Source organism: Bacillus sp. FSL M8-0063 (assembly GCF_038005545.1).
Taxonomy (GTDB): Bacteria; Bacillota; Bacilli; order Bacillales; family Bacillaceae_G; genus Bacillus_A; species Bacillus_A wiedmannii.
The window spans coordinates 869,241-890,259 of sequence record NZ_JBBOTJ010000001.1; the positions used below are offsets into that span (position 1 = coordinate 869,241).

At 37.0% G+C, this 21,019-nt stretch carries 22 protein-coding genes and 2 other annotated features; of the genes, 16 read left to right on the forward strand and 6 right to left on the reverse strand.

Annotated elements, in window-relative coordinates; genetic code table 11:
• Positions 1-88: 88 nt before the first annotated feature.
• On the reverse strand, positions 89-820 hold the full coding sequence (locus tag MKX31_RS04415) for an alpha/beta hydrolase (protein WP_064476793.1): 732 nt from the start codon (positions 818-820) through the stop codon (positions 89-91).
• Positions 821-1,023: 203 nt separating this feature from the next.
• Between MKX31_RS04415 and MKX31_RS04420 the strand changes: the two genes are divergently transcribed.
• Positions 1,024-1,935 carry a DMT family transporter gene (locus tag MKX31_RS04420; RefSeq protein WP_340980132.1) on the forward strand — a complete coding sequence of 304 codons (912 nt, stop codon included), beginning with the start codon at positions 1,024-1,026 and terminating at the stop codon, positions 1,933-1,935.
• A 69-nt stretch (positions 1,936-2,004) separates the two neighbouring features.
• Positions 2,005-2,580: a Crp/Fnr family transcriptional regulator gene (locus MKX31_RS04425; protein ID WP_340980134.1), complete on the forward strand. Its 576-nt coding sequence runs from the start codon at positions 2,005-2,007 to the stop codon at positions 2,578-2,580.
• Here the strand turns inward: MKX31_RS04425 and MKX31_RS04430 are convergent.
• On the reverse strand, positions 2,570-3,241 hold the full coding sequence (locus MKX31_RS04430; RefSeq protein WP_064476790.1) for a DUF4386 domain-containing protein: 672 nt from the start codon (positions 3,239-3,241) through the stop codon (positions 2,570-2,572). The two genes, MKX31_RS04425 and MKX31_RS04430, sit on opposite strands and share 11 nt — an antisense overlap.
• Positions 3,242-3,328: 87 nt before the next feature.
• Here MKX31_RS04430 and MKX31_RS04435 point away from each other — a divergent pair, with 87 nt between their 5' ends.
• The gene (locus MKX31_RS04435; protein WP_064476789.1) at positions 3,329-3,724 is read left to right on the forward strand and encodes a PH domain-containing protein; all 396 of its coding nucleotides are present in this window, start codon (positions 3,329-3,331) and stop codon (positions 3,722-3,724) included.
• A 24-nt stretch (positions 3,725-3,748) separates the two neighbouring features.
• On the opposite strand, the gene MKX31_RS04440 is transcribed toward MKX31_RS04435, so the two are convergent.
• Positions 3,749-4,147 carry an Ig-like domain-containing protein gene (locus tag MKX31_RS04440; protein ID WP_064476788.1) on the reverse strand — a complete coding sequence of 133 codons (399 nt, stop codon included), beginning with the start codon at positions 4,145-4,147 and terminating at the stop codon, positions 3,749-3,751.
• Between the two features lie 157 nt (positions 4,148-4,304).
• Positions 4,305-5,783 carry a sodium/proline symporter PutP gene (gene putP / locus MKX31_RS04445; protein WP_048561494.1) on the reverse strand — a complete coding sequence of 493 codons (1,479 nt, stop codon included), beginning with the start codon at positions 5,781-5,783 and terminating at the stop codon, positions 4,305-4,307.
• A 306-nt stretch (positions 5,784-6,089) separates the two neighbouring features.
• Positions 6,090-6,327, forward strand: a binding site (T-box leader).
• Between the two features lie 42 nt (positions 6,328-6,369).
• Positions 6,370-6,614: a binding site (T-box leader), on the forward strand.
• Between the two features lie 52 nt (positions 6,615-6,666).
• On the opposite strand from putP, the gene trpE reads away from it, so the two are divergent.
• The 10 genes from trpE (at position 6,667) to MKX31_RS04495 (ending at position 15,852) form a co-directional block, all read left to right on the forward strand.
• Positions 6,667-8,085, forward strand: coding sequence for an anthranilate synthase component I (gene trpE, locus MKX31_RS04450; RefSeq protein WP_142387480.1), 1,419 nt, complete (start codon positions 6,667-6,669; stop codon positions 8,083-8,085).
• Positions 8,082-8,669 (forward strand): aminodeoxychorismate/anthranilate synthase component II, encoded by a 588-nt coding sequence (locus MKX31_RS04455; protein ID WP_064476786.1) that lies wholly within the window; start codon positions 8,082-8,084, stop codon positions 8,667-8,669. Before trpE ends, MKX31_RS04455 begins: the two co-directional genes overlap by 4 nt.
• The gene (gene trpD / locus MKX31_RS04460; RefSeq protein WP_064476785.1) at positions 8,666-9,691 is read left to right on the forward strand and encodes an anthranilate phosphoribosyltransferase; all 1,026 of its coding nucleotides are present in this window, start codon (positions 8,666-8,668) and stop codon (positions 9,689-9,691) included. Before MKX31_RS04455 ends, trpD begins: the two co-directional genes overlap by 4 nt.
• Position 9,692: 1 nt before the next feature.
• A complete protein-coding gene (gene trpC, locus MKX31_RS04465; RefSeq protein ID WP_064476784.1) occupies positions 9,693-10,454 on the forward strand; it encodes an indole-3-glycerol phosphate synthase TrpC in 762 nt (253 codons plus the stop codon).
• Positions 10,451-11,065 carry a phosphoribosylanthranilate isomerase gene (locus MKX31_RS04470; RefSeq protein ID WP_340980143.1) on the forward strand — a complete coding sequence of 205 codons (615 nt, stop codon included), beginning with the start codon at positions 10,451-10,453 and terminating at the stop codon, positions 11,063-11,065. Before trpC ends, MKX31_RS04470 begins: the two co-directional genes overlap by 4 nt.
• The gene (gene trpB / locus MKX31_RS04475; protein WP_340980145.1) at positions 11,062-12,255 is read left to right on the forward strand and encodes a tryptophan synthase subunit beta; all 1,194 of its coding nucleotides are present in this window, start codon (positions 11,062-11,064) and stop codon (positions 12,253-12,255) included. The genes MKX31_RS04470 and trpB overlap by 4 nt, the downstream gene beginning before the upstream one ends.
• A gap of 3 nt (positions 12,256-12,258) precedes the next feature.
• Entirely contained in the window at positions 12,259-13,035 is a 777-nt protein-coding gene (gene trpA / locus MKX31_RS04480; RefSeq protein ID WP_048561487.1) for a tryptophan synthase subunit alpha, read from the forward strand.
• Positions 13,036-13,109: 74 nt separating this feature from the next.
• A complete protein-coding gene (locus MKX31_RS04485) occupies positions 13,110-13,469 on the forward strand; it encodes a DUF4029 domain-containing protein (RefSeq protein ID WP_088048336.1) in 360 nt (119 codons plus the stop codon).
• A 109-nt stretch (positions 13,470-13,578) separates the two neighbouring features.
• Positions 13,579-15,078: an L-lactate permease gene (locus MKX31_RS04490; protein ID WP_340980149.1), complete on the forward strand. Its 1,500-nt coding sequence runs from the start codon at positions 13,579-13,581 to the stop codon at positions 15,076-15,078.
• A gap of 90 nt (positions 15,079-15,168) precedes the next feature.
• Positions 15,169-15,852 carry a DUF2278 family protein gene (locus MKX31_RS04495; RefSeq protein ID WP_064476779.1) on the forward strand — a complete coding sequence of 228 codons (684 nt, stop codon included), beginning with the start codon at positions 15,169-15,171 and terminating at the stop codon, positions 15,850-15,852.
• A gap of 14 nt (positions 15,853-15,866) precedes the next feature.
• On the opposite strand, the gene MKX31_RS04500 is transcribed toward MKX31_RS04495, so the two are convergent.
• The gene (locus MKX31_RS04500; RefSeq protein WP_088048338.1) at positions 15,867-16,700 is read right to left on the reverse strand and encodes a hypothetical protein; all 834 of its coding nucleotides are present in this window, start codon (positions 16,698-16,700) and stop codon (positions 15,867-15,869) included.
• A gap of 196 nt (positions 16,701-16,896) precedes the next feature.
• Here MKX31_RS04500 and MKX31_RS04505 point away from each other — a divergent pair, with 196 nt between their 5' ends.
• Together MKX31_RS04505 and MKX31_RS04510 are read left to right on the forward strand one after the other, a co-directional pair.
• Positions 16,897-17,682 carry a zinc ribbon domain-containing protein gene (locus MKX31_RS04505; protein WP_064476777.1) on the forward strand — a complete coding sequence of 262 codons (786 nt, stop codon included), beginning with the start codon at positions 16,897-16,899 and terminating at the stop codon, positions 17,680-17,682.
• Positions 17,683-17,701: 19 nt separating this feature from the next.
• A complete protein-coding gene (locus MKX31_RS04510) occupies positions 17,702-18,937 on the forward strand; it encodes a TcaA 3rd/4th domain-containing protein (protein WP_064476776.1) in 1,236 nt (411 codons plus the stop codon).
• Positions 18,938-18,982: 45 nt separating this feature from the next.
• Here MKX31_RS04510 and MKX31_RS04515 read toward each other — a convergent pair whose 3' ends face one another.
• The gene (locus tag MKX31_RS04515) at positions 18,983-19,414 is read right to left on the reverse strand and encodes a hypothetical protein (protein ID WP_064476775.1); all 432 of its coding nucleotides are present in this window, start codon (positions 19,412-19,414) and stop codon (positions 18,983-18,985) included.
• 199 nt (positions 19,415-19,613) lie between these two features.
• Between MKX31_RS04515 and MKX31_RS04520 the strand changes: the two genes are divergently transcribed.
• Complete coding sequence (locus MKX31_RS04520) at positions 19,614-20,948, forward strand: FAD-dependent oxidoreductase (RefSeq protein WP_064476774.1); 1,335 nt, start codon at positions 19,614-19,616, stop codon at positions 20,946-20,948.
• Positions 20,949-21,019 lie beyond the last annotated feature (71 nt).

Sequence of the window (21,019 nt, forward strand, 5' to 3'; positions counted from 1 at the left end):
CAATTCCTCCCTTTGTAAGTCTAGTTAGATTTTGAGAAAATAAATCTCTTAATCTATTATATCAAATTATTCTGAATACTGCTCTCTATTATTTCATTGATAGAATATGAGAGAAAGCTTTCGGTAAATCAGTTTGCCAATATTTCCACGTGTGGTTACCTTCAAACTCCTCGTAATGCGTGATGAAATTTCTATCTGTCAGAAGCGTATTGAGCTCACGGTTCGGTTGTACGAAATCAGAAACTTGTCCATCAGTGCGTTTTACGGCTGTTTCTTCTGTCCCAATGACGTGATAAAGGTCTAGCGCCTCCGGATTTTTGAAGTCTTTTGCTAAGCTCATCACTGTTTCATCCACAAATGGTGATTGCATAATGACTTTACCGAATGTATGCGGATACATAAGTGCAGTCATGAAGGAAACTGTCCCGCCAAGAGAATCACCAATTAACACACGACCTTTTCCCATTTGGTAAGTTGGATAATTTTCATCGATATATGGTGCAAGTTCATGAGCAAGGAAACGAATATACGCAGCGTTTTTCACTTCGTTTGGAAAATATTTTTCTTTACGATCGTGTACATTTTTATATGGAATACCGACAATAATTGTACGGTCAATTTCTTCAGTTTCACGAAGGCGCTCAATTACACGGTGCGCTTTACCAAGCTGAAAATAATCTCTACCATCTTGTGCAATTACAACTGTATGTTTGTGCAGTGGTGTGTAATTTACCGGTAAGTAAACAAGAAGTGTAACATCTTCTTGAAGTGATGCGCTATAAAATGAAATTTCTTCAATTCTCCCTATTGTTTGATTCATGTAGATCCCCCTAAATAAAAATTTACTGTAATGATTGTAAGAGCGACGCTTGTAGTGAAAAAGAAAGAAATATTCACTAATAGGTGCTTTCGTTTCTATTTTACCATAATGGTACGAAGAATCTAAAAAATTAGTATTTAAGTTGTGAAAGAAAACGGATATAATGAAGTGGGATTTTTGACAGGTGAGAGGGGAGACGGAATTTGAAACAAGAAAGATCAATCGCAATACCATTAGCAATTTCCATTATAGCCATTTCATTCGCAGCAGTTTTTGTAAAGATGTCCTCAGCACCATCTTCCATATTAAGTATGTATCGATTATGGATTATCGTACTTATTATGCTGCCTATCGTTTGGAAAAAACGGGAAGAGTTTAGTAAGATTCAAATAAAAGATTGGGGATTTTTAATTGGATCTGGTTTCTTTTTAGCGCTGCATTTTCTTTTATGGTTTGAATCTTTAAAGCATACGACAGTTGCTAGTTCGACGATTATTTTAGCGCTTCAACCAATTGTATCTTTAGTTGGAGGTTTTTTCTTATTTAAAGAAAGAACAACATACTCAGCCATTGCAACAATGGGAATTGCAATACTAGGCGTCATGTGTATTGGGTGGGGAGATTTAGGGCTAAGTGAACAAGCAATTTATGGAGATATATTATCCTTTTTAAGTGTCATAGCGGTTGTCGGTTATTTATTTATCGGGCAAACAACAGTAAAGAAAGTATCACACTGGATTTATAGCTTTACAGTTTTTGCATTCGCAGGTATTTTTATGGGGATTTATAATATAGTATTGCAAGTGCCTTTTACAGGTTATACGAAGTGGGACTGGACCGTTTTTCTTTTACTTGCAGTTGTGCCGACAGTGTCACATGTCATTAATAATTGGTTATTAAACTACGTAAATGCAACAACAATTTCAATGAGTATTTTAGGAGAACCCGTTGGAGCATCTATACTAGCGTTCTTCTTACTCGGTGAAAGACTAAATGTAATGCAAATTATCGGTAGCATGCTCGTATTGTTTGGTGTATCTGTTTTCTTACTACAGCAACAAAAACGAACAGCAAAAAATGTAGTAAACGAGCCGGCGTATACACAGGAAATATAATGTTAGAGAAGAAAAGAGAAGTTGTGATACTTCTCTTTTTGTTTTACAGAAATATAGGGGAGGAAGGGAATGGAAGAAATATTAAAGAAGTATATGCAAAACCTTACAACACTAAGTGAAGAAGAGCAACACATGATTCTCAGTGAATTAAAAATTGGAGAATATAAAAAAGGAACAGTGCTCCTAAGGCAAGGAGATGTCCCTTCGAAATGTTATTTTGTATTAAAGGGATGCATTAGGCAACATCGTATAGATGAAACAGGGAAAGAGGTTACATCAAATTTTTATACAGAAGAACAAGCAATCACAAATTTTAATCATCATAAACAAGATAAATCATCCCCGCATACGTTAACGTGCCTAGAAGACTGTCTAGTTGTAATTGGCGACCTGCATAGTGAAAAGGACGTGTATAAGAAATATTCACAATTAGAAAAAATGACACGCCAAATGATTGAATACAATTTCGGTGAGATACAAGAAGAACTTTCATTATTTATTGCATCGACACCAGAAGAGCGCTACAAATCATTATTACAAAAACGACCTCATTTAATCAATCGTGTTCCTCAATATCAATTGGCAAGTTATCTAGGTATTACGCCAGAATCATTAAGTAGAATTAAGAAAAGACTCAAACAGTAGCGTTTTTTCCACCTCTAATCAATAGCCATATACTAAATCCGAGTTCACCTGCAATCATTGGCAGTTGGAACAGTGTTTGTATGATTGAAATCATCGTATCGTATTGTGAAAACATCGTATTCATGACGTGAATTACGATATAACCGATAGACGCGAAGAATAGTAGTATACTAATACATTTCGGTATATGTTTAGCTAGAAAAGCTACATAACCTAAAAAGAAAAGATGTAAGCCGAAAATGATTAATCCTACAGACCAAATGTATTCGAATACACTGAGAGACAACATCACATATGTTTCTGGATTCGCAATCGTACTTTTTGAAAGTAGCAATGCCAATATTAGATTGAATATGGCGATTCCAAGTATCGCTGTATACATAAGACGAAGCAAGGCAGCTAGTAATGAGAGGCTAGTATGAATTGGTTTTAGAAAGAAATAAAGAGCCCACGCGGCGACAATATCAGTAATGAAAATGATAATCCAACCGAAGATTTCCGCTTTGAAAAGTGAATTTGAAGTTTGGATATTATGGAATGTCGCGCTCGCATCTTCTTGTACAACGAGATTTCCATGAACAAAACCGTAAGAAAAAAATGCAATGAATGCCATAACAAGAAGAGAAAAGCCAGCAAATAAAGCATACTTTCGTTCAGTCATAATACGTCCTCCTATTCTAATGTTGTTTTCATTGTAATAGGGAAGAGGAGGAGATTCATTGACTTAAATCAAGAGAGGGGAAGTTTAATGGAATTTCCATCAAAAAAAGATATATGGTTATATCCGATTTTTTTCGTTGTCATTGGAGCGTGTTTTGCTCCTCTATTTGCAGGAAAAGAGTATTTTCTTTTATTTTTTACAATTCCGTTAGCAATATTATTTATGTGGAGTTGGTTTTCGACAAAATACATCGTCGGAGAAGAAACAATTACAATTAGATCAGGTCTCGTTAAAAAACGCATATTTATACGAGATATAAAACAAATTTCAAATACGAAAAATCCAATAGCTGCTCATGCATTGTCATTGGATCGACTTGAAATTGTTTACGGTGCACATAAAACAGAAGTTATTTCTCCTAAAGATAAAGACCAATTCATCAATCTTGTTACAAGTAAAAATTCAAACATTGAAATGAAGTAAAAGAGTGGCTAGGAAGCCACTCTTTTACTTTGGATTTGTCATATAAGGTTGTACATGAATCATACATAGGTCACGGAACTTTCCTTCAGTAGTTGTGACAATTACGACTGCTCTTCCTGCACTTTTTCCAGTAATCGTTACCGTATCACCTTTTGGATACATTGTGATAACATCAGCATTCATATTTGTCCAAATAAGTTCTTTATTCGTCGCTTGCATTGGTAAAATGGAAGCTGATAGCTCAGTGCTTTGTCCAGTTCTTACCTTTAACTTATTTTTTTCCATATGAACACCGATGACTGAAATAACAGAAGGAGCAATTGAAATTTTAGGTGGATTAGGTTGTATGTTCAAACAAGAGGTAGAAGTATTTGTGATAGGTGAAAATTTTCGTGTGTGTTGTCGCTGAAAAGCTGCTAACATGTTGAAGTCCCCTTTCTGTATAAGTGCTGATATTCATACTATAAAGGAGTAGTGTTATGTTAAATTTAACGAAACATAAAGAATTTGTTAAATTTGAGAAGAAGATTGTCGAACTGTAAAAAAGCTCTGCTGTTATCATAACAGCAGAGCTTTCTTTTTATAGATTATGACTATGTTGTTTTTCGAAATCCTCAAATTGCTCTTCAACTTCTTTTGAAGGTTGTGTTAGTAAACTAACAATTACGATTACTAGTAAACTAATAGTGAAACCAGGAATCATTTCATATAAGAATTCTTTTAAGAATTTGAATTGAGTCCAAATAATTACTGTAGCGGCACCAGAAATCATACCAGCAAGTGCGCCCCACTTCGTCATACGTTTCCAATATAAGCTTAATAAAATAGCAGGTCCGAATGAAGAACCAAATCCAGCCCAAGCGTATCCAACAAGAGCTAAAATCGTATCATCTTGTTTAAGTGCTAATGCACATCCAATTAAAGCGATAACAAGAACAGCCATACGACCGACAAATACAAGTTCTTTATCAGAAGCAGAACGTTTAAAGAATGTACGATATAAATCTTCTGTTATAGCACTCGAAGTAACGAGTAACTGAGATGAAATTGTACTCATAACCGCTGCTAAAATAGCTGCTAATAAAAATCCAGTAATAAGTGGATGGAATAAAATAGTGCCAAGTTCAACGAAAATCGTTTCTGGATCAGAAAGTTTTAAACCTGCTTTTGAATAGTATGCAATACCGATAAGGCCAGTAAACATAGCTCCGACAACAGAAAAAATCATCCAGCTCATACCAATACGTCGTGCGCTTTTAATTTCTTTTACAGAAGAAATTGCCATAAAGCGTACGATAATATGTGGTTGTCCAACATAACCAAGGCCCCATGCGAATAATGAAATAATTCCTAATACAGAAGTACCTTTAAAAATATCTAATAATGCCGGATCGATAGATTTAATTGTTTCAAATGCTGGACCAAGTCCATTTACGTGCATAATTGTTACGACTGGAACAAGAATAAGAGCGACTACCATAATGATTCCTTGCACGAAGTCTGTCCAACTTACAGCTAAAAAACCACCAAATAATGTGTAAGCTACGACAACTCCACCAACGATAAGAAGACCAACATGGTAATTGAGTCCAAATGAATTTTCAAATAATACAGCGCCAGAGACAAATCCTGAAGCTACATAAAACGTGAAAAATATCATAATAACAAGTCCAGATACTAGGCGTAGCATATGGGATTTGTCGTGGAAACGGTGTTCCAAAAATTCTGGGATAGTAATAGAGTTGTTTGCAATTTCAGAGTAGGTACGTAAGCGAGGAGCGACATAGATCCAGTTTGCGTATGCGCCTAATGTTAGGCCGATCGCAATCCAACTACTACTTAATCCAACGCTAAACATTGCACCGGGTAATCCCATTAAAAGCCAACCACTCATATCAGCTGCTCCAGCACTTAATGCTGTTACTGCGGGGCCTAGTGTACGCCCGCCAAGCATATAATCTGTTAAGTTGGATGTTCGTTTGTAGGCGAAATAGCCAATTACTAACATCCCGAGCATGTAAATAGAGATAGAAGTTAAAGTTAACATCTGCGTACTCATGTAGTTCCCCTTCCTTTTGTCATGTCTTTTGATGCGTTATGCATATTTATAATCTATCATGATTATTCTGAAAAATCCATACAGAAATATGAATTTTCAGAAATGTAAGCGTTTTTTGACATCATTTTACTTTTTTAATATATAATATTCATGCAAAAAACCTTATTTTTAATAGAGTATTTATTATATTTACATAAAAAGAGGTTGTTTTGTCAATATAATATTGAAAGGAGAGAAAAATAAAATTCTTTTAAAAGTATTGACTTATGAAAAAAGTTAGGTCTATAATGAGTGCAACTTAAAAAAATGCAAGCGTTGATGAAGAAGAGTACACATGATGAACATGTCAGAGAGCTGATGGTTGGTGCGAATCAGTATGGGATTGATGTGGAATGGGCTTCGGAGCTTCCAAACCGAAACGAAAGAAGTAGGCTTTGGCGACATGATCTCATCGATACAAGAGACACGTATTGTTTTTGATACGGTAAAGTGCGTTACATTTGTAACGAATTAAGGTGGCACCACGGGAGTACCCGTCCTTTCTATAGGATGAGTACTCCCTTTTTGTGTACAAAAAATTAAATAAATGAAATCGTTGAAGTAAGAAGAGTACGTATATTGGAGACGTTACAGAGAGCCGGGGATAGGTGGGAGCCCGGTGCGGTGCCATATACGGAATGGGCTTACGAGAGGTATGCTGAACAATTATTTTCAGTAGGCAACCCGGGTTCCGCCGTTACAAGGATAAGGTATATATTTTGTACCTGAATAAAGCGGGATGCTTTTGCGTCCAACATGAGGTGGTACCACGGTAAATTTATCGTCCTCTACATATTTTCGATATGTAGAGGACTTTTTTATTTTTCAGATTGAGGTGAAAGGCATGATGACAAAAGAGGAATTTATGAAGCAAAAAGAAAAGGGAAGAACATTTGTAGTAATCGCTGAAGAAGAAGGAGATAGCATTACGCCAATTTCTTTATATAGACGTATGAAGGGAAAGAAAAAGTTTTTATTAGAAAGCTCCCAGCTTCATCAAGATAAAGGACGCTATTCATATTTAGGATGTAACCCGTATGGTGAAGTGAAAAGCGTTGGTACGGAAGTGGAACGAACGATTTATGGCCAAACAGAAAAGCTGCAAGGTAACGTAATACAAGTGTTAGAAGAAGTAATCAAGTCAGCGCAAGTAGACAGTCCATTCCCATTTTGCGGAGGAGCAGTTGGTTATATTGGCTATGACGTCATTCGGCAGTATGAAAATATAGGCGTGGATTTACACGATCCATTGAATATTCCAGAAGTACACCTTTTACTGTACCGTGAGTTTATCGTGTATGACCACTTACGCCAAAAAATATCATTTGTATATGTATGCAGGGAAGACGATTCAGCTTCTTATGAAGAAGTATATGAAAGGTTGCAAGTATACAAAGAGGAAGTGTTACAGGGAGAAGCAGTGGAAGTAATTCAAATAAGGTCAACATTATCATTCACTTCTTCTATAACGGAAAAAGAGTTTTGTGAGATGGTAGAAACGGCGAAAGAACATATAAGAGCCGGGGACATATTCCAAGTCGTACTGTCACAGCGTTTGCAAAGTGAATGTATTGGTGATCCTTTCGCGCTATACCGAAAACTTCGCATTGCAAACCCGTCACCGTATATGTTTTATATCGATTTTCAAGATTATATTGTACTCGGTTCTTCGCCGGAAAGCTTGTTATCAGTTAGAGAAGATAAGGTGATGACGAATCCAATTGCGGGTACGAGGCCGAGAGGGAAAACAAAGCAGGAAGATGCGGAAATCGAAAAAGAACTGTTAGAAGATGAGAAAGAACGAGCGGAGCACATGATGCTTGTAGATCTTGGGCGAAATGATATTGGCAGAGTGAGCGAAATTGGATCCGTGACGATAGATAAATATATGAAAGTAGAAAAATACTCTCACGTTATGCACATTGTATCTGAAGTTTACGGAATATTGCGAAAACAAATGAGTGGATTTGATGCATTAGCGTATTGCCTACCAGCAGGAACAGTGTCAGGTGCTCCGAAAATTAGAGCGATGGAAATTATAAATGAGCTAGAGAATGAAAAAAGAAATGTATACGCCGGTGCAGTTGGGTATGTTAGTTTTTCTGGAAATCTTGATATGGCACTTGCCATTCGAACGATGGTCGTAAAGGATGAAAAAGCATACGTTCAGGCAGGAGCGGGAATTGTTTATGATTCAGACCCAGTAGCTGAATATGAAGAAACGTTAAATAAGGCGAGAGCGCTATTGGAGGTAATGAAATGATTGTACTAATTGATAATTATGATTCATTCACATATAACTTGTATCAGCTGTTAGGTGAATACGAAGAAGATATTGTAGTCGTAAGAAATAATCAAATAACGATAGAACAGCTAGAAGGGATGAATCCAACAGGAATTGTGCTTTCACCAGGACCAGGAAAACCAGAGGATGCTGGCATTTGTATCGAAGTGATTCGTCATTTTTATAAGAACGTTCCCATACTAGGTATTTGCCTCGGACATCAGGCGATTATATCAGCATTTGGAGGAGAAATTGTTAGAGCGGAGCGCATTAAACATGGAAAAACATCTCGTGTGAAACATAATGGAACGTCAATCTTTTCATACGTGACCCAGCCGCTAACAGCGATGCGCTACCATTCCCTTGTTGCAGCACAAACGAGTTTGCCAGAGTGTTTTGACATACTAGCGACAGCGATGGACGACGGAGAAATTATGGCAGTTCGTCACAATTATTATCCGCTATTCGGATTACAGTTTCATCCAGAATCAATCGCGACAGAAGAAGGCGGAAAGTTAATACGTGCCTTTTTAACAGAAGTGAAGGAGGAGGAAAGAGTATGAATAACTATCTTCGTAAATTAGTGGAGGGACAACATTTAACAGAAGAGGAAATGTATAGAGCAGGGCTTCTTTTATTAAATGAAAACATATTGGAAAGTGAAATTGCAGCCTTCTTAGTATTACTGAAAGCGAAAGGTGAAACAGCAGAAGAAATATACGGCCTTGTTCGAGCTCTTCGCGAAAAGGCATTACCGTTTTCGAACCATATACAAGGAGCAATGGACAATTGCGGAACGGGTGGTGACGGTGCACAAACGTTTAATATTAGTACAACATCGGCATTTGTACTGGCAGGAGCTGGCGTAAAGGTTGCAAAACATGGTAACCGTGCTGTATCTAGTAAAACAGGAAGTGCCGATTTATTAGAAGAACTCGGTGTAAATATTAGCAGTACGCCAAACGAAATTGATTATTTATTAGAGCATGTCGGCATTGCATTTTTATTCGCACCAGCTATGCATCCAGCATTAAGGCGCATTATGAAAATAAGAAAAGAATTAAATGTACCGACGATCTTTAATTTAATTGGCCCTTTAACAAATCCGGTGAATTTAGAAACACAATTTGTCGGCATTTATAAACGAGATATGTTACTACCAGTTGCGCAAGTATTACAGAAACTAGGAAGGAAGCAGGCGCTTGTTGTAAACGGAAGTGGATTTTTAGATGAAGCATCATTGCAAGGAGAAAATCATGTTGTCATTTTAAAAGATAATGAAATAGTAGAAACGAGTATTGAACCCGAGAAATACGGTTTCTCAATAGTGAACAATGAAGAGATTAGAGGCGGGAATTCGAAAGAAAATGCAAAGATTACGCTCGGCGTATTAAGAGGAGAAAAGAGTGTTTACCGCGATACAGTTTTATTCAATGCAGGTCTAGCCCTTTTCGCAAATGGAAAAGCAGAAACGATCGAAGAAGGAATTACACTAGCGGCACATAGCATTGACTCTGGAAAAGCATTAGCCAAACTAAACTTATTAATTGCAGCAAGCAATGAAAAATTAGAAAGGGTGAATTAAAGTGGGGACGATTTTAGACAAAATTGTAGACCAAAAGAAAAAGGAAGTTGCGGCATTATATGAAACGTATACACCATTAAAAGAAATTAGAAAGACACATTCACTTGTAGAAGCGTTACAGCAGTTTACTGTCATTGCAGAAGTAAAGCGAGCATCACCATCAAAAGGAGATATTAATTTACACGTTGATGTACGAAAACAAGTGAAAACATATGAAGAATGCGGCGCAGGAGCAGTTTCTGTTTTAACAGACGGTCAATTTTTTAAAGGATCGTTTCATGATTTACAAACGGCAAGAAGAGAAAGTAACATTCCGCTTTTATGTAAAGATTTCATAATCGATAAGATTCAAATTGATAGAGCGTATGAAGCTGGTGCAGATATTATTTTACTAATCGTAGCGGCGTTAACGAAAGAAAAATTAAAAGAGCTGTACAGCTACGTACTAGAAAAAGGATTAGAAGCGATTGTTGAAGTTCATGATGAACAGGAATTAGAAATTGCAATCCAATTAAATCCGCACGTTATCGGTATTAACAACCGTAATTTAAAAACATTCGAAGTTGATTTAAGCCAAACAGAAAAGCTTGGAAAACGATTAAACGAGGAGAAATTACTTTGGATTAGTGAAAGCGGGATCCATTCAAAGGAAGATATTATCCGTGTTAAAAAAGCGGGAGCAAAAGGTGTATTAGTTGGAGAAGCAATTATGACATCATCTTCTATAAGTACCTTTTTCGAAGACTGTAAGGTGAACATATGAAAGTGAAAATTTGCGGCATCACTGATGTTGAAACAGCAAAGCGTGCTTGTGAATACGGAGCAGATGCACTCGGATTTGTTTTTGCAGAAAGTAAGCGGAAAATCACTCCAGGGCTAGCGAAAGAAATCATTGAGGAGATTCCAGCAAACGTGTTAAAGGTCGGTGTTTTCGTAAATGAATCAGTAGAAGAAATACAGAAAATTGCAGATGAATGCGGGTTAACGCATGTGCAACTACATGGGGATGAAGATAATCACCAAATCAGAAGATTGAATATTCCGTCTATAAAAGCTCTCGGAGTGACTTCGGAGGACGATATGAAAGATGCTCAAACATATGAAACGGATTATATATTGTTTGATAGCCCGAAAGAAAAGTTTCACGGAGGAAATGGAAAGGAATTTTCATGGGAACTACTTGTGCATATGCCAAAAGAGTTGCGAGAGAAAACGATATTAGCTGGTGGATTAAATGCACTTAATATAGAAGAAGCGATTCGAACTATTCAGCCATACATGGTCGATGTAAGTAGCGGAGTAGAGACAGAAGGAAAGAAAGATCTAAAGAAAATAAAACAATTTATTATAAAAGCGAAGGAGTGTTCCAAATGAACTACGCATATCCAGATGAAAAAGGTCACTACGGTATATATGGAGGACGATACGTTCCAGAAACGTTAATGCAATCTGTATTAGAACTAGAAGAAGCGTATAAAGAAGCGATGCAAGATGAAGCGTTTCAAAAGGAATTAAATCATTATTTAAAAACGTACGTTGGAAGAGAAACACCGCTTTATTTCGCTGAAAATATGACGAAGTATTGCGGCGGTGCAAAGATTTATTTAAAACGTGAAGATTTGAACCATACAGGAGCTCATAAAATTAACAATACAATCGGTCAGGCACTACTTGCAGTACGAATGGGCAAGAAAAAAGTTGTCGCTGAAACAGGAGCAGGACAACACGGAGTTGCAACAGCTACTGTATGTGCCCTACTCGGATTAGAATGCGTCATCTTTATGGGAGAAGAAGATGTGAGACGTCAAAAATTAAATGTGTTCCGAATGGAATTACTCGGAGCGAAAGTAGAAAGCGTAGCGGCAGGTAGCGGTACATTAAAAGATGCGGTAAACGAGGCGCTTCGCTACTGGGTTTCACATGTACACGATACACACTACATTATGGGATCCGTTCTTGGACCACATCCATTCCCGCAAATTGTTCGTGATTTCCAAAGTGTAATTGGGAAAGAAACGAAAAAACAATATGAAGCGTTAGAAGGGAAATTACCAGAGGCAGTCGTTGCATGTATTGGTGGTGGTAGTAATGCGATGGGCATGTTTTATCCGTTCTTACACGATGAAGAAGTCGCTCTTTACGGCGTAGAAGCAGCTGGGAAAGGTGTTCATACAGAAAAGCACGCAGCTACTTTAACGAAAGGAAGCGTTGGTGTTTTACACGGATCAATGATGTACCTTCTGCAAAATGAAGAAGGACAAATTCAAGAAGCGCATTCTATTTCAGCGGGACTCGATTATCCAGGTGTTGGGCCAGAACATAGCTTGCTAAAAGATATTGGACGCGTTTCGTATTATTCAATAACAGACGAAGAAGCGTTAGAAGCATTTCAATTATTAACGAAAAAAGAAGGGATTATTCCGGCGTTAGAAAGCTCACATGCTGTCGCATATGCATTAAAATTAGCGCCGCAAATGAAGAAAGACGAAGGACTTGTCATTTGTTTATCTGGTCGCGGGGATAAAGATGTAGAGAGTATAAAACGTTATATGGAAGAGGTGTAAAAAATGGGAGTAGAAAAAATTAAAGCAGCGTTTGAAAATGGTAAGAAAGCATTTATTCCGTACGTAATGGGCGGAGATGGTGGCCTTGAAAAATTAAAAGAAAGAATTTGTTTTCTAGATGAAGCAGGAGCGAGCATCGTTGAAATTGGCATCCCGTTTTCAGATCCAGTCGCAGACGGTCCAACGATTCAAAGAGCAGGGAAACGAGCACTAGATAGCGGTGTAACAGTAAAAGGTATTTTTCAAGCATTGATAGAGGTAAGGAAAGAAGTGCAAATTCCGTTTGTACTCATGACATATTTAAATCCAGTACTCGCATTCGGAAAAGAACGATTCATCGAAAACTGTATAGAAGCAGGTGTAGACGGCATCATCGTTCCAGACTTACCGTATGAAGAGCAAAATATTATTGCTCCGTTACTTCGAGAGGCAAACATTGCGCTAATTCCACTCGTTACCGTAACGAGCCCAATTGAGCGAATCGAAAAAATTACGAGTGAATCAGAAGGATTCGTCTATGCCGTTACAGTAGCAGGCGTAACAGGAGTACGTCAAAACTTTAAAGGTGAGATTCATAGTTACTTAGAAAAAGTAAAATCACATACGCATTTACCGGTAGTGGCAGGGTTCGGTATTTCAACGAAGGAACATGTAGAAGAAATGATTACAATATGTGATGGAGTAGTCGTTGGAAGTAAAGTCATTGAGCTGTTAGAAAATGAAAAGCGAGAAGAAATATGTGAATTAATACAGGCAACAAAACAAAAAGAAGAGGCATAAGTCTCTTCTTTTTGTTTTACGTAATAAATGTTAAAATATACAGAAAATACATATAACTTAGAGGGTGAGAAAGCATGCTAAGACGAAAACTACTATATCTTCTTTTAACTGTACCACTATACGCTTGGCTCATTAGCATGACGAAAATAGAATTGATGGCTCTATTTATAGGATATGTATTTATCTTTTCCAACTTAAATCGCATTCAAGAGCAATCTATTTTAGAAATATGTATATTTTCGATTAGTATAGAACTATTTAGTATCGTTTCGATTGTATTATTAAACGAATTATTTCGATGGATCCATTCATTTGAATTAATGAAATTTGGAAATGTTGTATTGCAAGTAATATGTGCTTATATTGTGTTTGTTTTGTTAGATAAAATAGTCGGACAGCAGAGCGTTTTTCAGGATAAAAGAAAATGGGAGTGAAAGGAGCCATTTGGCTCCTTTTTTGAACCTGTTGTAAAAACAATTGAAAATTATGACATCTGTTATATAATAGTTAAAAATTGTATTTTTAATGAAAAGAGATGATAACATGGCCATATTGTTGGCACTTATCCCAATTATGATGATTTTCATTTGTTTATTTTTATTTAAACAAACGTCATTAAGATCCTCTTTAATTGCTTACGTTGTGTCTGTTGGAATCGTTTTACTCTCGCCAACGTTTCAACTAGGGATAAGTGAAACTGTGCACGCAACGATTAAAGGTTGGTTAATTTGTTTTATTGTTGGGTACGTTTTGTTTTTCGGTATTTTTTTATTTCACCTCATGAACAAAATGGGGTACATCGATCAAGTAGCGCGTTTTTTAGAAGAAGTGACGCACGATCGTTTATTACAAATGCTCCTTATGTGTTTTGGTATTTGTCCGCTAATCGAATCAGTAAGTGGGTTCGGAATTGGCTTCATGGTTGCAGCACCTATCTTTCTATCATTGGGCTATAAACCGTTTCAGGCTGTACTGCTTTCATTTATCGGCTTACTAGCTAGTTCGTGGGGCGCAATGGCAACTGGTACGATTATCGGTTCGCAGCTAATAAATATGCCGCTTACAACACTTGGTGCAAATACGGCACTACTAAGTATTCCGATGTTTGCTTATTTCGTCATTCTTTCTTTACACGTTGTTGGTGGCTGGCGGGCCGTAATTGAAAAGTGGAAAGAAGGATTCGGTTTCTTTCTATTATTTTCTCTCGGAATCTATCTTTCTAACGCATACGTAAGTGTTGAACTAGCAGGTATATTAAGTTCTATCGTTACAATTACATTTGGCTTTCTTATCAATAAATTAAAAGGAAAAAGTGAGCAAAATTTAATAACAGAACATGCTGCAGCAACGGAGAGAGAAGTATCTATTATAAAAATTATTAGCCCTTATATATTCTTAACTGTTTGTATTTTGCTTTCTCGCCTCGTACCAGCATTACATGATGTATTCAGATCATATGCCGTTCTTGATTTGAAATCATACTCTTACAAGCTAGAGCTACTATATTCACCAGGATTTTGGCTCGGTATGACATGCTTATTTACTATTATCTTCTTCCGTATTCCATCTCATATTATTAAACAATCACTCTCGCAAACGATAAAACAATGGATTCCTTTTGCGATTACAACGACGATGTTTATCGCCATTTCAGAACTAATGGGTGCATCTGGCATGCATTCATTACTGGCAAAAACAGCTGGTGAAACATTTGGAACGTTTTTCGTTTTCGTTGCCCCGTTTATCGGCGGAATCGGTGGCTTTTTAACAGGTAGTAACGCCGGATCAAATGCGATGTTTATAAAACTACAAATGCAAACTGCGCAAAACGTAGCGCTTCCGTGGCAATACGTCACAACACTGCAAAACACCGCATCGTCAGTAGCGACAATCGCTTGCCCGTCACGGATTACACTAGGGGCGTATTTATGTAACATTCCTTATCGTGAAAATGAATTGTTAAAGAAGACGACGTTAATGATCTTTGGTGCAATTTTGCTAGTAGTGGTAGAGGTTATTGTTTGGTATATGTTGAGAAATTAAAAATCCTCCTAACATAGGAGGATTTTCTTTATGATTGGATAATGTTTTAAATATGAAAAGCTTCTACTAAATGAATAGGAGATGAAATGTATGCCCCTAAAAAACTACGGCGTGTTAAAAGGTACAGTTATACAATCAAAGATTGGAAAAGGGAAAACACCTCATTATCAAGTTCATTTACAAGGTGAAGCAGAAGTAGATTATCGTATTGCAATTAACGTCAAATCGCAAAGTTATCCGTCAGAAGTTTTATATTTTGCGAGCGACAATATTCGGTCAGAAGCAATTAATATTTTACCGACATTACCATTCGGTTTTACAGAAATAAAAAACAATGAACCGAAAGTAGCTTTAGACTACGTAAGAGGTAATGTATTTGAATCGAAACAAATGATTCCTTTACCTGCTGAAAAAGCAGGTGTTGATAATGATTTAAATGAAAAAATAGAACGTTATATAAAACGAGCGATAGAAGAAAAAGCGATTATTTACGCATTTGGTGAAAGATGGGGGCCAGAAGAAAATACACCGGATTCTTACTTCCATTTCGAACCAGGAAACGGTATACACGATATTCATATGAACCAAGGGAATGTAGAGAAATGGAAAGGTGATAATGGTATATGGCAAGACGGAGGTATACTCATTCACTTCGAAAAGGAAGAATCATGGATCGGTATTTTTCTTGCCTTCCAGTCGCAGTCATGGTGTACAGATGAAGATGGGCACGCTCGTGTTCCGGTTGAGCATTGTGATTATAAGAACAATAAGTGATGAGAGGAGGGCGTTCAAAAAGAACGCCCTCCTCTTATTTTATAAAACCCAAAACTAACAAGTGTAGAAAGACAAGAGAACAGTAGTGCCACACTAGAAAATGCGATGAGGTACATATTATACTTTATCACTTTGCCGATTAGCTGGTTACTGTCGTACTGAAATAGTCCTGCGATTATGTTGAATAAAAATAATACGATAAACATGACGATGACACCGTCTATTGATCCTTTAATATCTGGTTTACTTAAAGCGATATGTGCAGAAATACAAATGGCGATAAATAAAAATAGCCAAAAGGAAGGATTCAATAAATTACTTATTGTAAATAAGCTTTTCAATAATACGAACGTCGACAAGAGCATGTTTTGAACCATTTCTATATTAATAGAAGTAGAAGCGATTGTTTTTTCGAGAGTGGTACTAAATAAGAAATATGAATTTGGTACGAAATAGCGCATTAAAAGGATTAGTGCAGTAATACCAGAAATAATAGGACCGATTCCAATGAAGAAGTTCCCAATTCGTTGATATACACTTTTTTGATTGTATTGATGCTGTACGTAGCCTAAAGCACCTTGACTTGTATCTGTTGGGAAAAACTGCGTTGCTACAATTTTATGACGAAATAGTACACACATAATGGCATGTCCAAGTTCATGAATAGGAACACCGATCCACGCCGTTAAAAGGAATCCTTTTCTTCCGAAAGCTCTCGACCAATACATGCGTGTGAGAGATTCTAAATAGCCTAATAGAAATCCAATTACAATGATAACGCCAATTAAAGAAAATAATTGGATTACGCTTGTAAGGAGTATTTGAAAAATTGAGTTTACCAATTCCATTGCCAGTCATCCAATCTGTTAAAAATGTTATTTGTTCTGTTTCATAATAGCATTATTTTTCAAGATTGCTAGCACATATATTTCTTTTGAAAGAAGGATTTCATAATCTTTTTCTTGTAGTCATGTTTTATGTACAAAGTCATATATTGAACTTGTAACACCCTATATGGTATCTGCTTAAGGAGGGAATGAGAGAATGAAATGTCCAGCGTGTCAGACGGAAAATGCAGCAGAGGCAAAATTTTGCGGAAAGTGTGGACATTCGTTGACGGAGGAAGCAGTAGCGAGTGGTGCACAAGAAGAAGGTGAGCAACAAGCACGCGTAGCACCAAAAAAGGAAACTCGACAAAATGAAACAGTAGAGCAAGCGAAGCGGTTTGCAAGTGGCTATTTTCAGTTCTTTAAACATGCTTTCAAAGCACCGACAGCGATTATGAAAAGCGGCAAGGTTGAAGTACGAAATGGAATTGTAAGTCTTGTTCTTATTTGTTTTTTAGGGGCATGTATTTTTTATAGAATGATGAGTGCTGGGGCAGCAGTTACGAGAACGTTAGTGCCAGATGTTTCTACTCTTACATTTTTTGGAGAAGCTGTAACGGTCTTTTTCTTTTTATTGATTTTAACTTTGTTTGTCGGATTTATTATTTTTGTAAGTGGTAAGATGATGAAATCTTCTTTTTCATTTCTTGAAGTATTTGGCGTATGGGGAACGATAGCAACGCCGGCTATCGCTATATTAGTTCTTACTTTTCTTTTTAGTTTTCTATTAATCTTTTTCTTACCAATATTATTATCTGTAGCTACAACTTATATAGGGATTAGTGTAACTGTTGCCATATTAAAATTAGACAACGGCGGATTAGATCTTGTTTACACACTTATTATCGCAAATGTTTTAATTGGAATCGCAACATTCATTGTACTTTGGTCTTACATTAGCACGATAATTCAAACCATTACTCAGGGATTAACTGGCCTCTAAAGAAAAGGTGGTTGAATGGATGAATGTATGTACAAAGTGTGGGACTCATTTTGAAGACGGTGTGCAATTTTGTCAAAACTGCGGTCAGAAGAGGGAAAGTCTTGTAGTAAAGAAGACAATGAGCAGCGGTACAAAATTTGGCATTACACTCTTAACATTACTTGCTGTAGTGATTGTGGGACTGTATTTGTACGGATCATCGTATTATAAGCAGGCGGCACAAGTAGATCGAATGATTACTATTGTACAAGAGAGGGACGGGGAGAAGTTAGCTGAAATCGTCACGGCAGATGATCCATCAGTTATTGCAACGAGAGAGAGTCTAATGCCGCTATTTTCGTATATAAAAGAAAATCCATCTTACTTGAATGAATTGAAAGAACAGTTGAGGATAGGTGAAAAACAAGGGAATGGAATTGAAAGAGCAGACTTTTCGTTAACGAAAGACGGAAAGTATTTCTTTATCTTTGATCGGTATAAATTGAAAGCGAAGACGTATTATACGACGGTGCTTACAAATGAAAAAGGTACATCTTTAAAAATGAACGGAAAAGAAATTGATAAGTCTGATGACAAAAAGTTTGAGAAGCAATATGGACCGTTTCTTCCAGGGGCTCAAGTGTTTCAAGCAGAATATAAAAATGACTATGTAAAACTATCACGTGAAGAAAAGGTTGTACTTATAAAACAAGGTCAAAATAATGTAACGATAGATTTAACGTTGCAAGGGCAATATATTACTGTCCAAACGAATGCACCTGGTGCAACATTGTATGTGAATCAAAAGCCAGTTACAGCTCTGGCTGGAGAAGAAATTAAGTGGGGACCGGTAGCAACTGATGGAAGTACGACGATTTATTTAGAACGAAATGGAGAAAATGGAAGGGAGACGACGAAGGTAGAAACGGTAACGGCACTTCCGTCTTATAATCTTCCATTCCACAAGAAGAGTACAGAAAAAACAGTTGTTTATAATGTTACTCCTCCCTCCGCGACTCGGTATGTATATAATGGTTTCATCTTACCAGATAGTGATATTCGAAAACTAACGAGTGCAGACTTAACATATTTATCGAAAGAACAATTGAAAATAGCGAGAAATGAAATATACGCAAGACATGGACACATGTTTCAAACGAAAGATATGCAAGCGTATTTCTCAAAACAGTCTTGGTATAGAGAAAATCCGTATTTTACAGGAAAGCTAACAGATATTGAATCTTATAATGTTGAACTCATCAAATCAAGAGAATAGAACACGTGAAAAAAGGTACAGTGCATAACTGTACCTTTTTTATGGTTATTTATCTGAACCAGGATCCCTTGAGAAAAAGATGTGAAAGAGAAATGTGACTTTGCTTGATCCTCCTGATGTACTAGCTTGTATATGGGATAAAGGACCAGACGTTAGAGCTGCCTCGGAATGGGGTGGCACGACTATTTTGAGCGCATGATCTGATTCTGGTGAGGCAGTAACGGTTATTGTATCATCAGAAAAGTTCATAATTTTAACAGAACCGACTGGAAAGATGGACTTGCCAGCATGTGATGCTGAAGCGAATTGGGTAGCTTTCCAAATATCTTGCGCAAACGTATCATCGTTAGATAACCAAGCACGGGCACTATATATTGTTGCATTAATGGAAAATTCTTGGTCAAGTGAGAGAGCGGGTTTCGGTTCTTTTGGTTCTTGTGGTTCCTCTGGAAGCTGGGCGAGAAGGCCGGCGCACATGTATGTTTCACCTACTTTCAATAGTAACTGTTATAGCATATTAAACATGTTGTTTTTAAGACACGACGATTACCTATTAAGGCATAGGTTCGTGCACCAAATTTGAAGATGGAATTCTCTTTCTTTACAATGGGAGTAGGTGTTATTTCTATAAAATATGGAAAACGTAAAGAGTATGTAAAAAATAAGGAGTGGTAAAGTGAACTATGTCATTATTGGTGGAGATGCAGCTGGTATGAGTGCAGCTATGCAAATTGTTAGAAACGATGAAAATGCAAATGTTGTAACATTAGAAAAAGGTGAAATTTATTCGTACGCGCAGTGTGGATTACCGTATGTCATTAGTGGTGCTATCGCTTCAACAGAAAAATTAATCGCGCGCAATGTAAAGGCGTTTCGTGATAAATACGGAATTGATGCGAAAGTGCGTCATGAAGTAACGAAAGTCGATACGGAAAAGAAAATGGTGTACGCAGAGCATACAGAGACGAAAGATATTTTTCAATTTCCATATGACCGTTTACTAGTTGCAACTGGAGTACGCCCTGTTATGCCGGAATGGGAAGGACGAGATTTACAAGGCGTTCATCTTTTAAAAACAATTCCGGATGCTGAGCGCATATTAAAAACGTTAGAGACGAATAAAGTTGAAGATGTAACGATTATTGGCGGCGGTGCAATTGGACTTGAGATGGCAGAAACATTCGTCGAACTTGGTAAGAAAGTAAGAATGATTGAGAGAAATGATCATATCGGTACAATTTATGATGCAGATATGGCGGAGTATATACATAAAGAAGCAGATAAACATCATATTGAAATTTTAACAAATGAAAATGTAAAAGCGTTTAAAGGAAACGAAAGAGTGGAACAAATTGAAACGGATAAAGGTACGTATAAAGCGGATCTTGTTTTAGTATCTGTTGGAGTGAAGCCGAATACTGATTTTCTTGAAGGAACAAATATACGTACAAATCATAAAGGGGCAATCGAAGTAAATACATATATGCAAACGAATGTGCAGGACGTATATGCAGCTGGTGATTGCGCAACACATTACCACGTTATAAAGGAAATTCATGATCATATCCCGCTCGGAACGACTGCAAATAAACAAGGGCGACTTGCTGGACTGAATATGCTTGATAAGCGAAGAGCATTTAAGGGTACGTTAGGTACAGGTATTATTAAATTTATGGATTTGACGCTCGCAAGAACAGGCTTAAATGAAAAAGAAGCAAAAGGGCTACATATCCCATATAAAACAGTCAAAGTAGATTCAACAAATATGGCGGGCTATTATCCAAATGCGAAACCACTTTATTTGAAATTACTATATCGTTCTGACACGAAACAATTATTAGGCGGACAAGTAATTGGAGAAGAAGGTGTAGATAAACGGATTGATGTGATTGCAATGGCGCTTTTCAATAAAATGAGCATTCACGATTTAGAAGATGTCGACTTAAGTTACGCACCACCATATAACAGCGTTTGGGATCCAATTCAGCAAGCGGCAAGGCGAGCAGAATAGCACTTTTTAAGTGCTATTTTTTTTGCAAAGGTAGGTAAACTTTTTTAGCGAATAATAAAGAGGGAGAAACA